We start from the raw sequence: 13,840 nt of genomic DNA on the forward strand, positions 1-13,840 counted from the left end.
TTCTGCGGGCATGTTTTTCTTCCATGCCGCTGATATATCATTTTGAGAAAAATGATGACACAGACGACAAAATACCTTATTATTTAAAGAGATTTTTAATAAAACAGATTTTAAATAATTATAGTACACTGTTTGAGGCGATGAGAGGCAATAGTATAGGCGTTCTGGAGAGGGGGGCTTACATATTCTATCGCTGAGTGGGGTGAGTAAAAGCTTTAAGTTGAAGGAAGGCAGCTATCATGCTGTCCGGCAGGTATCGCTTGAGGTGAAGACAGGAGCTGTCCATGGCATTATCGGAGCAAGCGGGGCAGGCAAATCGACACTGCTGCGGCTGATCAATCTGCTAGAGCGGCCAGATGAGGGGATTGTTACAGTTGACGGCAAGAAGCTTACCGGAATGGCGGAAAAGGCTTTGCGTGAGGAGAGGCAGAAGATCGGTATGATCTTCCAGCAGTTTAATCTGCTCGGCAATGCTACAGTCAGCCGGAATGTCGCCATTCCGCTGGAGCTGGCCGGTATGCCGCGGAGCGGACGGATGAAGCGGGTGGAGGAATGCCTGCAATTCGTCGGACTTGCGGACAAGGCGGAGCAGTATCCCGCCCAGCTCAGCGGCGGGCAGCGGCAGCGGGTAGCCATCGCCCGGGCACTGGCGAACAGCCCGAAGCTGCTGCTCTGCGATGAGCCGACCTCGGCGCTTGATCCGGGAACAACGGCGGATATTCTTGCTGTGCTGAAAGAGATTAACAGCACACTCGGCGTCACGATTGTCATCGTCACCCATGAGCTGGATGTTGTCCGCAGCATCTGCAGTGATGTCTCTGTTATGGAAGAGGGCAGAATCGTGGATTCCTTCTCCCGCGGGGAGATTGGTTTTACAGCGCCCGCCGGCTATACCGGTTCCTACCGTGAGCAAATTACCGGCAAAGCGGGGGAAGCCTATGTTTGAGGCTATGCTGAAATACCAGGATCAAATGTGGCAATCTATTGGGGAAACCTTTGTAATGGTAGGCATTTCGGTAGGTTCAGCCGTACTGCTGGGGCTTCCGCTGGGAACGCTGCTTTATTTTTGCCGCAAAGGCCAGCTGTATGAGAATCAGCTGCTGTCTCTTATCCTCAACAGCATCGTCAACGTTGTCCGTTCGTTTCCGTTCCTGCTGCTTGTTGTGGCTCTGATTCCCGTCACCCGCTTCCTCGTGGGGTCGGCGATTGGTACGGTAGCGGCTACTGTGCCGTTGTCTATTGTTGCTATTGCCTATTACTCGCGGCTGGTAGAACAATCGCTGCTGGAGGTTCCGAAGGGGACGATTGAAGCGGCCTTGTCTATGGGAGCTTCAAAGGTTTCACTGATTTTCAAGTTTCTTTATGTGGAGGCCCGTTCCGGTCTGGTGCTTGGACTGACTGCTTCTACAATAAGTTTTATTTCGTTCTCGACGGTAATGGGCGTTGTTGGCGGGGGTGGAGTCGGAGATTTCGCCATCCGTTACGGGTACCAGCGCTTCGAGACAGAAGTGATGATCTATGCGATTGTCGTGATGATTGTGCTCGTGCAGGTGATTCAATTTACGGGCAGCACTGCGGCGAGGCTGCTGGATAAACGCTGAGGAATTTGCAAGCATCTATGGCCTTGAAATAAAAATATAAAGTTGGGGGTTAGTTGTACTCATGAAAAAAACAATGTTATTCGCGCTTATACTGCTTGTATTGATCGTTGCCGGTTGTGGAAATAACAAGGAGAATGCAGAGGCACCCGCTGCAGGCAGCAAAGAGCCTGTAAAGATTAAAGTGGCTTCGCTGATTCCGCCGATGACGGATATTCTTGATATTGTGAAACCGCTGCTGCTGGAAGACGGTGTGGATATGGAGGTTGTGGTGCTGTCCGACAATGTGCAGCCGAATGAAGCGCTGGCGAATAAAGAAGTGGATGCGAACTTCTTCCAGCATGTTCCCTACATGGAACAGTTTAATGCCAGCAAAGGCTCCAAGCTGGTTGCTGTACAGCCAGTGTATGATGCCATTTACGGCGGGTATTCCAAACGTTACAAGGCGATCAGCGAACTGCCGGAAGGGGCAACACTGGTAATGGCCAACGACCCGTCGAACATTGGACGTTCCCTGCAAATGTTCGCGGACGCTGGACTCATCAAGCTTAAGGAAGGCGTAGGCATTAAGGCTACACAAGCCGACATCACCGAAAATGCCAAGAACTATAAGTTCGAGGAAGTGGACCTGCTGATGCTGGCCCGGATGCTGGATGATGGCGATCTGGTAGCGATGACTCCGGCTTATGCCAGTCCGCTGGGCCTGACGCCGAAGAAGGATGCGCTGATTACAGAACGCGAAGATTCCGAATTCACCATCACCCTGGTAGCACGCGAAGACAACCAGGCTTCGGATGCCATCCAAAAGCTGGCGAAGCGCATCAGCGGACCTGAAGTGAAGAAATTCCTTGAAGATAACTATGCGGAGATCGCATTGCCTGCGTTTTGAGGCAAGGTAGCCGCAGTAAGCTCTGCTTTGTTTTAATCCGGCGCAGCGACTATTGATATCAATGGTATGATGCCGACATGCAAAAGCAGCCTTCACCACTAACGGGAGAAGGCTGCTTTTTGTTATAGCTGTTTTGTTAATGTAACCGGATGTTCCGGACATCGACAAGGTATTAGCTGCGTACATTTAAGGACGTAACCACCTCGTACTGCGCCGACTCAATCCAGCTTCCTGTAGTGAAATCCCGTCCCTTTACAAGGACTTTGTCGGTATAGACCTCCACATAATACCCTTGGCTGCCGGTCTTGTGTTCATCCGCATTCGTCCAGAGGTAAGCAACCGAAGCACTATTGAACATGGTTGCCGTCTCGCCGTTGCCGGGGTACATCGTGTTGTCGACTTCAAGCTCCCAATGCGTATGGCCTGTAAAAAGAAGTGTTTGGGGATATTTGGAGAGGATGGAGCGCAGTTCCTTATCTTGAGTGACGCCAAACCACTCTTGTGACTCCAAAGATCCGGCTACAGTGTCCTTCAGCGGCTGATGCAGGAAGAGAAAAACAGGCTGCTCAGGCTTCGAGTGTCCGTCCACCAGCTTTTCCCCAAGCTTACGGTCCAGCCATCGAAGCTGCTCCTCCGACAGTTTACAGAACGTTGGCAGACCTTCCTCTGTTCCCAGGAAAATAAAATGATATCCGCCGATCCAATGGTCATGATAGGGGCCGGGCATTTCCATGCAGGAAGTGTACATTGCCAGGCGGGATTCCCAGTGGCCAAGGCCCACATCATGGTTCCCCAAGGTGTAACGAATCTCCGGGAGTGCTGCCTGATGCAGCTGCAGAATACGGTGGACTTCCTCATATTCTTCCTGGAAGCCATGATCCGTAATGTCGCCAATATGCATAATCCCGCTGCTGCCCTGGGCATGGTGAGCCAGATCATGCAGCGCCCGCTCGAAATTCAGATTATACTCATGGGATGGATCGGCAGTGACATGGGTGTCGGTGATAATTTGGAAGGTAAACAGCGGCTGTGGTCCGCCTGGTTCATTTGTACTCATTTGCGAGAGAGCCTCCTTGGATTGCATGGTATTAAACTGAATGCAGAGTATAGGAATATAACTTTGTTAATGCCCCTTGGCACTAATGTTCAAGCCCACAATTCCGGCCACAATCACAGTCACCCATAATAGGGAGGACAGTGTCAGCCGCTCCCCGAAATACACTGCCCCCACGACGGAGATCAGGATGATTCCTGTACCTGACCATACTGCATAAGCTACCCCGACCTTGATCGAGGTGAGCGCCACATTCAGCGAGGTGAAGCTGATCCCATAGAACAGGAACATCAGCACGGAGGGCCAGAGCCGGGTGAAACCGTGGGATATTTTCATGGAGATGGTTCCCGAGAGCTCGAACAGAATCGCCAGCGCGAGAAAAACCCAGGCCCACACCCCTTCGGCCCTCACCTAGTATTCCTTCCAATACTTAGTTCTGCATAGGACTGCACCAGAGAATCTGCATCCGGCAAAAGACCGCGCATTGATATATCCGCTGCGCCGGCAATCCCGACGGCTACAGCTGCCCCGGCGGCCTTAGCCATCCGCATATCGCCGTTCGTATCGCCAATCACGGCGGCCCCGCCAGGTTGTACCCCAAGCCGCTCACAGGCGAGCAGCGCCATATCGGGAAACGGCTTGCCCCGCTCGACCTGATCCGTACCGATCACGGCAGAGAAATAATGTTGGATACCGAGCCAGCGGAGGTGATTTTCGGCTGCCGCTGTTTCATCGGCAGTCACTACAGCCAGAGCAATGCCCTTGGCTGTGCAGTCGTCAAGGAACCGGAGCAGGCCGGGAAGCGGGAGCACCGGGCGGCTGCGCTCCAGCATCACATCCGCTTCCTGACGGCAGAGCTCTACCAGTTCCTTGGACTCGGCCCAGGATAAGCCTAGCAGGTAACCCTGCCAGGACAGAATGGCGTAAAGGTCGCTCATCGTCCCCATGGCCAAGGGACCATTCCGGTCATAGTCTGTAATTCTACCCTCAGCATCGTGAACGGTTCCCAGCAGGGAGGCCAGATACTGAACCGGGAATTCTAGGCCGCGTTGTTCCAGCTGCCGGGTGAACTGTCCCAGGAAACACTCACCCCAGCTTCCCCAGAGGGAAACGAACTGCAGCAGTGTGCCGTCCTTGTCGAACAGAATCGCGGATATGGAATGTTCCCCTTGCGGAGTGATGAGCTCAGGCATGCTGCCGCCCCCTTAGATTTAATAATTCACGTCCTATTTCTCGCTGAAACGGATACCGTCCATTTAAGGACGGCGAAGCCGTTTTCACTTGATACGATATACCGCTTATTTTACTTTATCAAGTGCGGTCTGGGCAGTTTGCTGCGCTTCCTTCAGGGCCTCAGCCGCCGGGATATTTTCAATCTGCACCTTGTCCGCAGCAATGGTCAGCGCATCATTGATTTTGCCTCCGGTAGGGTCCTGGAAGGGGGCGGAGGCGTGGGACGCCTGCATTAACGGGATTTTGATCTGCGGATTGGTCTCGCTGAAGGAGACGAATGCCGGATCTTCAAGCGCAGACTGGCGGACGGAAATATATCCGGTGTTGATTGACCAGAAGGCGGTATTCTCGGAGTTCGTGAAGTAGGTCAGCCATTTCATCGCTGCCAGCTTCTCGTCATCCCCGGCTTTGGCAGGAATACCGGCCATGATCGCTTGTGCCACAGGCTTGCCTTCGCCAACTCCGGCCCAGCCCGGCTGCTCCATTGCGGAGACGATGCTGAAATCCAGATCACCCTGATCTCCGCTGGAGCCAATATAGCCCGCCGCTTGGCCTTTCATCACATCGTCAATGGTCTTGTACCAGTACTCCCAGCCTTGTCCGCCGGAGTGGATGCGCATGGTCTTGTCCTCGTGAATCCATTTGCGGAACAGATCCCAGGTTTCAATCCACTCCGGAGAGTCGATCGTTACTTTGGTGCCATCCTCGCTAAGAACGCTGCCGCCCTTGCTGAGCACGGCATCGATCATGTTGCCGGAGCCCCACATCGGCTCCCATCCGAAGAAGGTTGTTTTGCCGCCGTCTTTAACGGCCATTTTCCCAGCGGCTGCCGCCAGGTCTTCCCAGGTCTTCAGCTGGCTGGCATCGATGCCGCTTTTCTCAAAAGCATCCTTGCGGTAATACATAATCTGTGTCGTTCCGTACATCGGAAGGAAATACTGCTTGCCGTCAACCTGGCCCTGGTTCAGAAAGGTCTGGACAAAATCCTCTTTATTAAAATCCGCCTGCTGGGCGATCAGCTCATCCATCGGAGAGAAATATCCCTTGCGCGCCCAGTCCATATTGGAGGAGAGCACGGCTGCAGGAACCTGTCCGGTAGCAATGGCAGCCTGAAGCTTCTGCTCGGTTTCGCTGTAGTCTGCCTGCACGATGCCTTTGACGATGACCTCCTGCTGCGAGGCGTTGAACTTTTGGATGAGCGATTCCATATTCTCGCCAAGCTTGCCGCCAAGGCCATACCAGAATTCAATGGTTACCGGTTCGCTTTGGGCTGGAGGGGCGTCTGCCGCTGGAGCTGCGGAGGCACCGCCTCCCGCCGTAACGTTGTCCGAAGCGGAATTTCCGCCGCAAGCCGTGAGCACTGTGAATCCGGCAATCATAGATACCGCCGACAACCTTTTTAATATGTTCATCATCATTCTCCTCTTTGTTCAAAAATGTAAGATTCAGCCTTTACTGGAGCCTGCCGTCATATTGACACTTTGCATAATTGTTTTCTGCGCCAGCAGGAAGACAAGCAGCAGCGGGGCGATGGTGAAGGCGCTGGCGGCCATGATCAGCGGCCATTGTAATCCGTATGCACCCCCTTCCACGAAAAAGCTGCGCAGGCCAGCCGAGACTAACTGCAGGTCAGGGTCTTTGGTAATCAGCATCGGCCAGAAATAATTATTGTACTGATCAATGAAGGTAATCAGCGCCAGCACGGCAAAGGATGACCTCGTAACCGGCACCAGCACCGTCCACAGAATCCGCATATGAGAGGCGCCGTCCACTTCACCGGCCTCCACCAGCTCATGCGATACCTGCAGGAACGCTTGCCGGATCAGAAAGATCGCGAAGATGCTTACAGAGTTGGAGAGAATCAGACCGCCGTAGGAATTCAGCAGGTGCAGCTCGGACAGCACAAGATAGCCGGGCAGGTAGACCGCTGTAGCCGGAACCATATAACCGAACAGGATCACTCCGGCAAAAAGCCCCTTCAGGCGGAATTTCATATGCGTCAGCGCATAGGCCATCATGCCGGAATTGATGATCTGCAGAATGACGATGGAAGTGGCGACGAAAATGCTGTTGCCCATGTATCTTGCAAACGGGGCCTCATTCCAGGCAGCGGCGAAATTTCCCCAGAGCGGCACTTCAGGCCAGAGTGTAGGCGGGGAACGCCAGATTTCATCATTGGTTTTCAGTGCGCTGGTGACCATCCAGTAGAACGGGAAAGCCATCAGCAGGGCAAGTGTAGCAAAAAAAAGATGACGGGCCGGTCCGCCCAGCCGTGTGAATATACGCAAGCGGTGAGACCTCCTCTTGGAAAATGTACGGATTATTGATAATGGGTCGTCCGTTTGCTGATGCCGAATGAGAATACGGACAGCAGCATGCAGATGATGACAAGGACAACAGCTACACTGGAAGCCTCTCCAATCTGGAAGGATTCGAAGGCGGACTGATAATACAGATACAGCAGCGTGCGGGTGGAGCCGGAGGGGCCGCCTTGGGTCAGCACGTTAATCTGATCGTAGGCCTGAAGGGCCTGGATAAGCTGCACCACGAACAGAAACAAGGTGGTTGGCGAGATCAGCGGCAGAGTGATGCGAAAGAACTTCTGCGCAGCGCTTGCGCCATCAAGCTCCGCGGCTTCCAGCAGGTCTGAAGGCACATTCCGCAGCGCCACCAGATAAAAGATCATCGCCCAGCCCACGGATTTCCAGATGGTCACCAGGAGAACTCCCACAAGCGCCCATTTGGGGTCATGCAGCCAGCCGATTTTCCCGAGTCCGAGGAAATCAAGCACCGTATTGGCAAGGCCGACCTCAGGCTCATAGATCCACGACCAGACAATGGATACAGCGACGGTTGGCGTGACCCATGGCGAGAACAGCAGCACCTGATAAAGTGCGGAGCCTTTCAGCTTGCGGTTCATCAGCAGCGCGAGTCCGAGTCCCAGGAGAATGATCGGCAGCACACTGCCCGCACAGAAGAGCGCGGTCACTCTCAGCGCTTTGTAAAAGGCCGGGTTGCTGAAAAGATCGGCATAATTTTGCAGTCCGACAAAAGTTTTCTCCGGGCTCATAAAGTCCCATTCTGTGAAGCTGAGATACAGCACATACAACAGCGGCGCCAGCCAGAACAGAACGAACGGTACCATCGCCGGCAGCGTGAACAGCATGGGCTTCAAGCCGTTAATAACCTTTGAGCGTGTCATTTTCGTTCCGATACCCCATTCCATCAGCTTGATTTTGCGGTATAATGCAGAGGAAATCTCCTCTGTTCAAAAAAAATTGTACACTCATGAGACGAGCCTGTGGTTAAGCGGAAGTAAACATCGTTCGGAAATTGTGTAAAATTTGCAGAAAACCTGTAACGAAGCTTCAGTATTGTGTAATGTAGAGGGAACGATTCTAAAAAAGAGTGAAGGTGCAGCGAATGAAGCAGGCCGCATTTGGCGAGGGCAACCAGCATTTATCACCACGGGAGCAACTGCTGCGACCGATGATTGATGCGATAGCGCAGACGATGGATTTATATGGAGCGAATTTTTCTTACGGACAGCTATACGGGATTATGTTCTTTGAGGACAAGCCGATGACGCTGGAGGAAATGAAGCAGGTCATGAATATGAGCAAAAGCAATATGAGCTACGGCGTCCGCTCCCTGATCGCTTCCCGGATGGTGACCAAGCTGGACGAGAAACGCGAGCGGAAGGAGCTGTATGTAGCCGAGACTGATTTTTTTCAGGCATTCAAAAACTTCTTCACCCTGAAGCTTCAGCGGGAAATTGATGTCATGCAGGAGGCGATGGGTACGGTGATGCCAGAGCTCCAGGAGCTGATCCAGGCGAAGGACACTCCTGAAGAGGAACGGCAGGCCTGCCAACGGGATCTGGACAAGCTCCAGCATGCGGGAGAATATTATGACTGGCTGCAGCGGTTTGTGTCGGGGCTGGAGGAAGGGGAATTCTTTGGCGGGGCCGGACTGCCCGGCAAGGAATGAATTCCTGAACTCTGAGTACAGCTTCACCTCTTTAGTTAGTTTGTGTACAGCCCAGAGGTGCCATCTTTCAATTGTAACTGCACTCTATGCAACTAAAAGGGAAGAAATCGGCATTAAAACGGAGCTAATTGCACTTGGTACACCTATCTAAAGCTCATCCTGCTAAAAGGAGTATATCGGCCTTTTTTAACTGTACAGAATACATCTAAAGCTAAAAATAAACGGTTGCACGGCGTTTTTATTGTAGCAAATACATTTATCGGGCCAGCAGCGCTTAAGCCACCCTCATACGGTTTCCGTTTTGAGGGTTTTTTGCCTGTACCAAAAACAGCCTGCAATTCGCCTGTTTTCAAGGGGAACAATGGTGTTGTTGAATTTCGCTTTGGTCGATTTATTCTTGGGTTGCTGCAAGGAAAACAGTTACTGTCGTAAGTTTGCTCTCCTATTTCACAGGGCTGCATAAGGTGAGCGAATCATTTATACTGGCGGTATGAGGGGATTGACTGTGGACCAGATATAATTCGAGCGTATCTATGGCTCCGTTGTGCGGAGCGAGCCGACCTATGACGGCGTGTAGTATATAGCGGTGCTGACGACACATATTGCTGCATATCTCGCGGCCCTCGGTGCATCAACGAGTCGGCAAGCTGGAGAAAAGCGGTGTGATCAAAGGGTACAGAGGCATTGTGGACTGGGGCAAGCTGGATCGGAAAATCAAGGTCATGATCTCAGTGAAGGTGGTCAGCCAGAGCTTCAAGGAAACGGCAGGTCAGATCATCGGCCTTCATATCCTCGTCATAAGGCTGTACAAATTTTTATAAGAGAGGAACGTGCAGTATGCGGCAAAAGAATGGAGCAAACGCGATGTATGCGGTTGGCATTGCGCTGTTGTCCGTTTATTTATTTTGGGGAGGAACCTATGTTGGCATGAAGGTGGCGATTGAGTCGATGCCGCCTTTTCTCATGGCAGGGATACGCTTTTTTATCGCTGGAGCCGTTCTGTATGTGATTTCAAGGCTAAGCGGAGCCAAACGTCCTGTAGAACGCGAGTGGAGGTCTTCCGCTATCGTTGGTGCGCTGCTGCTGCTTGGAGGCAATGGGATGGTGGCCTGGTCGGAGCAAAGGGTCTCTTCATCTATTGCTTCTCTGATCGTCGCTGCGGTGCCCGTCTGGATGATGCTGTTCGGGTGGTTTGGCCGCAGCGGCAAGCGTCCAAATCCCGGTGTTATCGCCGGGATTGTGCTTGGATTGCTGGGTATCGCCGTTCTGGTCTTCCAGCCGGGGCAGGGAGACAATGGCACTGCAACCGACCTGATCGGCATTATTACCCTGCTGGCAGCTTCCCTTAGTTGGGCGGCAGGTTCCATGTACTCACGCAGCGCCCGGATACCGGATTCTCCGCTGATGTCAACGGCTGCGCAAATGCTGACAGGTGGCGCGCTGCTGCTGGTTTTCTCCTTCTTTACCGGCGACTGGTCCAAGATGGACGTTCCAGCCATTTCCCTCCGTTCGTACGCAGCTCTGGGTTATCTAATCGTCTTCGGCTCGATTATAGGCTACACGGCCTACATCTGGCTGCTCAAAAACGCCGATGCTACCCTGGTTTCGACCTATGCGTTCGTGAACCCGATAGTCGCCGTATTCTTGGGCTGGCTGCTGGCGGGCGAACAGATAACCGTGAACACCCTGACCGCTGCCGTTATCATTATCGCTGCTGTAATTTTGGTGACCGTTTTCCGCGGCAGGCCGCAGAAGGCAAGAACTCAAGCAGTGCTTGATATGCAAAATCAGCAGCAATCGATACACTGAGGACATCACAGCCGAAGGGGTGGTAACATGTTCGATATGCTAAAGGTAGGCAGGAATATCGTTAAATTAAGAGGGGCCGCAGGGCTCACGCAAATGGGACTCGCGGATAAGCTGGGAATCAGCTATCAGGCGGTCAGCAATTGGGAGAGAGGCGCAAGCATGCCTGATATCTCCAAGCTCCCGGAACTGGGAGAGATCTTTAATGTCTCTATTGAGGAGATTCTGGAAGAGGGTAGGGGGACAGCGATCCTAACAAGTGTGCTGGAAAATGCAACTGAGGATTACCTGCATCAGCATGAGGTATCTGCAATAGAAATATTGGAAGTTGCGCCTCTGCTTAAGACGGAACAAATCGAAGAGGTGTTTGAGCATGTAAAGGCCAATGTGCCGATTGGCGACCTGGTGGCGCTGGCTCCTTTTCTGAGTGATGAAGTGCTGGATGAATGCGCCAGGAAGGTGATAGAGATCGGGCCAATCAGCAATCTGGTGGCACTGGCTCCTTTTCTGAGTGAGGAAGTACTGGATGAATGCGCCAGGAAGGTGATAGAGATCGGGCCAATCGGCGACCTGGTGGCGCTGGCTCCTTTTCTGAGTGATGAAGTGCTGGATGAATGCGCACGAAGGGCCATGGAGAGCGGAGAAATCATTGATCTGGTGGCACTGGCCCCTTTTCTGAGTGATGAAGTGCTGGATGAATGCGCCAGGAAGATGATAGAGATCGGGCCAATCAGCAATCTGGTGGCACTGGCCCCCTTCCTCAGTGAAGAAGTTCTGAGTGAATGCGCCCGTAAGGCATTTACTGAAAAAGACGCAGGGACACTGCTGCAACTTGCTCCATTTCTAAACCAAGAGGTATTGGATGAATGCGCATCCCGTTTGTATGCCAAATAAGCCAGGTCCGCAGGCTGCAAGGAATGAAATTAGGTTAGTTGATCTCGATTGCAAACAAACAGGCCTCGCATCCTACGCGGGCCTGTTTGTTTGGCGATAAACTTATGCTGTTACTGCAACGAAATGCAGCAGCTTGCTGCGGAAATCGCCATGCAGCTCGGGAAGCAGCAGGCCGGCATACATCAGCCGGTCTCCGCCGTATATAACGCCGGTTTCCTTAAGGATGTAATCCTTGTCCGGATCAAGTCCCTGAAGACGGAGACGGGGGCGGGCGGTGTTCGGTCCGGCCAGCACACGGAAGTAGCCGGCCAATGCCTCGGACTGGTCCTCGGCGACGAACATCCAAGCCGTTTCATTGCCTTCAAACGGCGAAAGCAGGCGGTACATATCCCCTTGCTGAACAAGCGAACGGATTTCTTTGTAGAAGGCAACCTGGGCAGCGGCTTCCGCCTGCTCCTGTTCGGTGAACCGGGTCAGGTCCAGCTCATACCCGAAGTTGCCGGACATCGCCACATCGCCGCGCATGGAGAGCGGGGTGCTGCGGTGAACCTGATGGTTCGGCACAGCCGAGATATGTGCGCCCATGGCGCTGGCCGGATAGACAATACTTGTGCCGTACTGGATCTTGAGGCGCTCTACGGCATCGGTATTGTCACTGGTCCAGGTCTGCGGCATGTAGTGCAGGATGCCCGGATCGAACCGGCCGCCGCCGCCGGAGCAGCTCTCGAACAGCACATGCGGGAAGCTGGATGTGATTTCTTCCATTACCCGGTACAGCCCCAGCATATAGCGGTGGGCAGTTTCCCCCTGGCGCCCGGGCGGCAGCGACGCGGAGCCGATCTCCGTCATATGGCGGTTCATATCCCATTTGACATAAGTGATCGGAGCTGATGACAATACGCTGCTAACGGCATCTATAATGTAGTCGCAGACCTCCGGCCGGGACAGGTCGAGGATCAATTGATTGCGGCTTTGACTGCGTCTGCGGTCAGGCACATGCAGGCACCAATCCGGATGGGCGCGGTACAGCTCACTGTCGGGGGAGACCATCTCCGGCTCGAACCAGAGGCCGAACTGCATGCCAAGCCGGTTCACCCGTTCCGCCAGATCGGACAGGCCCTGCGGCAGCTTTCGTTTATCCACGAACCAGTCTCCCAGGGAAGTGGTATCATCGTCCCGGCGGCCGAACCAGCCGTCGTCGAGCACGAACAGCTCAATGCCAAGCGCTTGTCCGGCACGGGCGATATCTTCGATCTTGTCCGCATCAAAGCCGAAATAGGTGGCTTCCCAGTTGTTGATCAGCACCGGACGCGGTTCATCGCGGTACAGCCCTCTTGCCAGACGGGTACGGTACAAGCGGTGGTAAATACGGGACATGCCGCCGATCCCCGCATCGGAATAAGCGAGTACAGCTTCCGGTGTCTGGAAGCTTTCGCCCGGCTCAAGCAGCCAGCGGAAGCCGAAGGGATTGATGCCCATCGTGACCCGGGTGGACCCGTATTGGTCCACTTCGGCCCCGGCGCTGAAGCTGCCGCTGTAGACAAGGCTGAAGCCATAGGCTTCTCCGCTGTCTTCGCCGGCATTCGGGGAGAGCAGGGCCAGGAAGGGGTTCTGCTGATGGCTGCTCGCTCCGCGTTTGCTGTCGATGCCCTGATTTCCGCTGCGCAGCGGGGCACGGACCAAATGGCGTTCCCGGGCCCAGGAGCCGGAAAGATGGATCAGCTCGAATTCATCATGCGGGAAATCGAGCGCCAGGGACAAGGCCCGGTTCAGCTTAAGCGGGGCGGTTCCGGTATTGATCAGCCGGGCCGAGCGGATAATGGTATCGAAACCCTTCATGACCGTGTAAGACAGTTCGGCCCTGAGGCCGGCAAGTGAATCCTCCAGCACCAACTGCAGCGTTTCGGCTTCCTCTTCAGTCTCGGCGTATACAGCCGGCAGGCCTTCCAGCGCCGGTTTTCCCTTGAGGATGCTGTGGGACACGTAAGCGAGTTCCGTGACCGTTGTGCCGTTGGCCAGCTCAGCTACGTAAGCGGGCTCCCTGAAATCGCCCGAACCATAGCCCGGATATTCGTGGGGGAGTGTATCCAGGGAGAGCGAAGGTTCTGCCGGATCAACGGTGCTGCTGAAGCCCATAGCTCCGGGATCGAATAAATCAGAAACGGCAGAGCTGCGGATTTTTTTGCCCCAATGCAGATGTAGGGGATACGTACCGCGGGCCAGGCCGAATACATAACTGGTATTTTCAGTTTGCAGATGGAAGATTTGCAGCTTCGCATCATAGTGAATGGACAAAGAAATAACCTCCTAAGGTGGATGCTGAAGTAATGAGACAGACTCATTATAAGTCTGTTTCGCATTCAAACGTATGGAGGA

General features: G+C 53.6%; 14 protein-coding genes. 7 read left to right on the forward strand and 7 right to left on the reverse strand.

The genetic code is table 11. From position 1 onward, the window contains the following. The first annotated feature begins 184 nt into the window (after positions 1–184). The 3 genes from AC3WT9_RS18820 to AC3WT9_RS18830 all read left to right on the forward strand — a co-directional run bounded on the left by AC3WT9_RS18820 (position 185) and on the right by AC3WT9_RS18830 (position 2,487). Entirely contained in the window at positions 185–946 is a 762-nt protein-coding gene (locus AC3WT9_RS18820; protein ID WP_341097780.1) for a methionine ABC transporter ATP-binding protein, read from the forward strand. Continuing rightward, complete coding sequence (locus tag AC3WT9_RS18825; protein WP_341096290.1) at positions 939–1,601, forward strand: methionine ABC transporter permease; 663 nt, start codon at positions 939–941, stop codon at positions 1,599–1,601. Before AC3WT9_RS18820 ends, AC3WT9_RS18825 begins: the two co-directional genes overlap by 8 nt. 61 nt (positions 1,602–1,662) lie before the next feature. Further along, positions 1,663–2,487, forward strand: coding sequence for a MetQ/NlpA family ABC transporter substrate-binding protein (locus AC3WT9_RS18830; protein WP_341096287.1), 825 nt, complete (start codon positions 1,663–1,665; stop codon positions 2,485–2,487). 172 nt (positions 2,488–2,659) lie between these two features. On the opposite strand, the gene AC3WT9_RS18835 is transcribed toward AC3WT9_RS18830, so the two are convergent. The 6 genes from AC3WT9_RS18835 to AC3WT9_RS18860 form a co-directional block, all read right to left on the reverse strand. Next, on the reverse strand, positions 2,660–3,544 hold the full coding sequence (locus AC3WT9_RS18835; protein WP_341096285.1) for a metallophosphoesterase family protein: 885 nt from the start codon (positions 3,542–3,544) through the stop codon (positions 2,660–2,662). 66 nt (positions 3,545–3,610) lie between these two features. Beyond that, entirely contained in the window at positions 3,611–3,952 is a 342-nt protein-coding gene (locus AC3WT9_RS18840; RefSeq protein ID WP_341096284.1) for a DMT family transporter, read from the reverse strand. Beyond that, positions 3,949–4,734, reverse strand: a complete 786-nt coding sequence (locus tag AC3WT9_RS18845; RefSeq protein ID WP_341096282.1) for an HAD family hydrolase — start codon at positions 4,732–4,734, stop codon at positions 3,949–3,951. The genes AC3WT9_RS18840 and AC3WT9_RS18845 overlap by 4 nt, the downstream gene beginning before the upstream one ends. A 105-nt stretch (positions 4,735–4,839) precedes the next feature. Then, a complete protein-coding gene (locus tag AC3WT9_RS18850; RefSeq protein ID WP_341379782.1) occupies positions 4,840–6,186 on the reverse strand; it encodes an ABC transporter substrate-binding protein in 1,347 nt (448 codons plus the stop codon). 33 nt (positions 6,187–6,219) lie between these two features. Beyond that, a complete protein-coding gene (locus AC3WT9_RS18855) occupies positions 6,220–7,062 on the reverse strand; it encodes a carbohydrate ABC transporter permease (RefSeq protein WP_052092313.1) in 843 nt (280 codons plus the stop codon). Positions 7,063–7,094: 32 nt separating this feature from the next. Continuing rightward, positions 7,095–7,976, reverse strand: a complete 882-nt coding sequence (locus AC3WT9_RS18860) for a carbohydrate ABC transporter permease (protein ID WP_492407784.1) — start codon at positions 7,974–7,976, stop codon at positions 7,095–7,097. 221 nt (positions 7,977–8,197) lie between these two features. Between AC3WT9_RS18860 and AC3WT9_RS18865 the strand changes: the two genes are divergently transcribed. The 4 genes from AC3WT9_RS18865 (at position 8,198) to AC3WT9_RS18880 (ending at position 11,464) form a co-directional block, all read left to right on the forward strand. After that, positions 8,198–8,764 (forward strand): GbsR/MarR family transcriptional regulator, encoded by a 567-nt coding sequence (locus AC3WT9_RS18865; RefSeq protein WP_341379780.1) that lies wholly within the window; start codon positions 8,198–8,200, stop codon positions 8,762–8,764. Positions 8,765–9,366: 602 nt separating this feature from the next. After that, positions 9,367–9,585 (forward strand): Lrp/AsnC family transcriptional regulator, encoded by a 219-nt coding sequence (locus AC3WT9_RS18870; protein WP_341379779.1) that lies wholly within the window; start codon positions 9,367–9,369, stop codon positions 9,583–9,585. 16 nt (positions 9,586–9,601) lie between these two features. Continuing rightward, positions 9,602–10,573 carry an EamA family transporter gene (locus AC3WT9_RS18875; protein ID WP_341379778.1) on the forward strand — a complete coding sequence of 324 codons (972 nt, stop codon included), beginning with the start codon at positions 9,602–9,604 and terminating at the stop codon, positions 10,571–10,573. Positions 10,574–10,600: 27 nt separating this feature from the next. Then, positions 10,601–11,464 (forward strand): helix-turn-helix domain-containing protein, encoded by an 864-nt coding sequence (locus AC3WT9_RS18880; RefSeq protein ID WP_341379776.1) that lies wholly within the window; start codon positions 10,601–10,603, stop codon positions 11,462–11,464. A 102-nt stretch (positions 11,465–11,566) separates the two neighbouring features. On the opposite strand, the gene AC3WT9_RS18885 is transcribed toward AC3WT9_RS18880, so the two are convergent. Further along, positions 11,567–13,759 carry an alpha-galactosidase gene (locus AC3WT9_RS18885; RefSeq protein ID WP_341379775.1) on the reverse strand — a complete coding sequence of 731 codons (2,193 nt, stop codon included), beginning with the start codon at positions 13,757–13,759 and terminating at the stop codon, positions 11,567–11,569. Positions 13,760–13,840: the final 81 nt, after the last annotated feature.

The sequence above is a fragment of the Paenibacillus sp. EB106-06-01-XG199 genome (assembly GCF_058791575.1).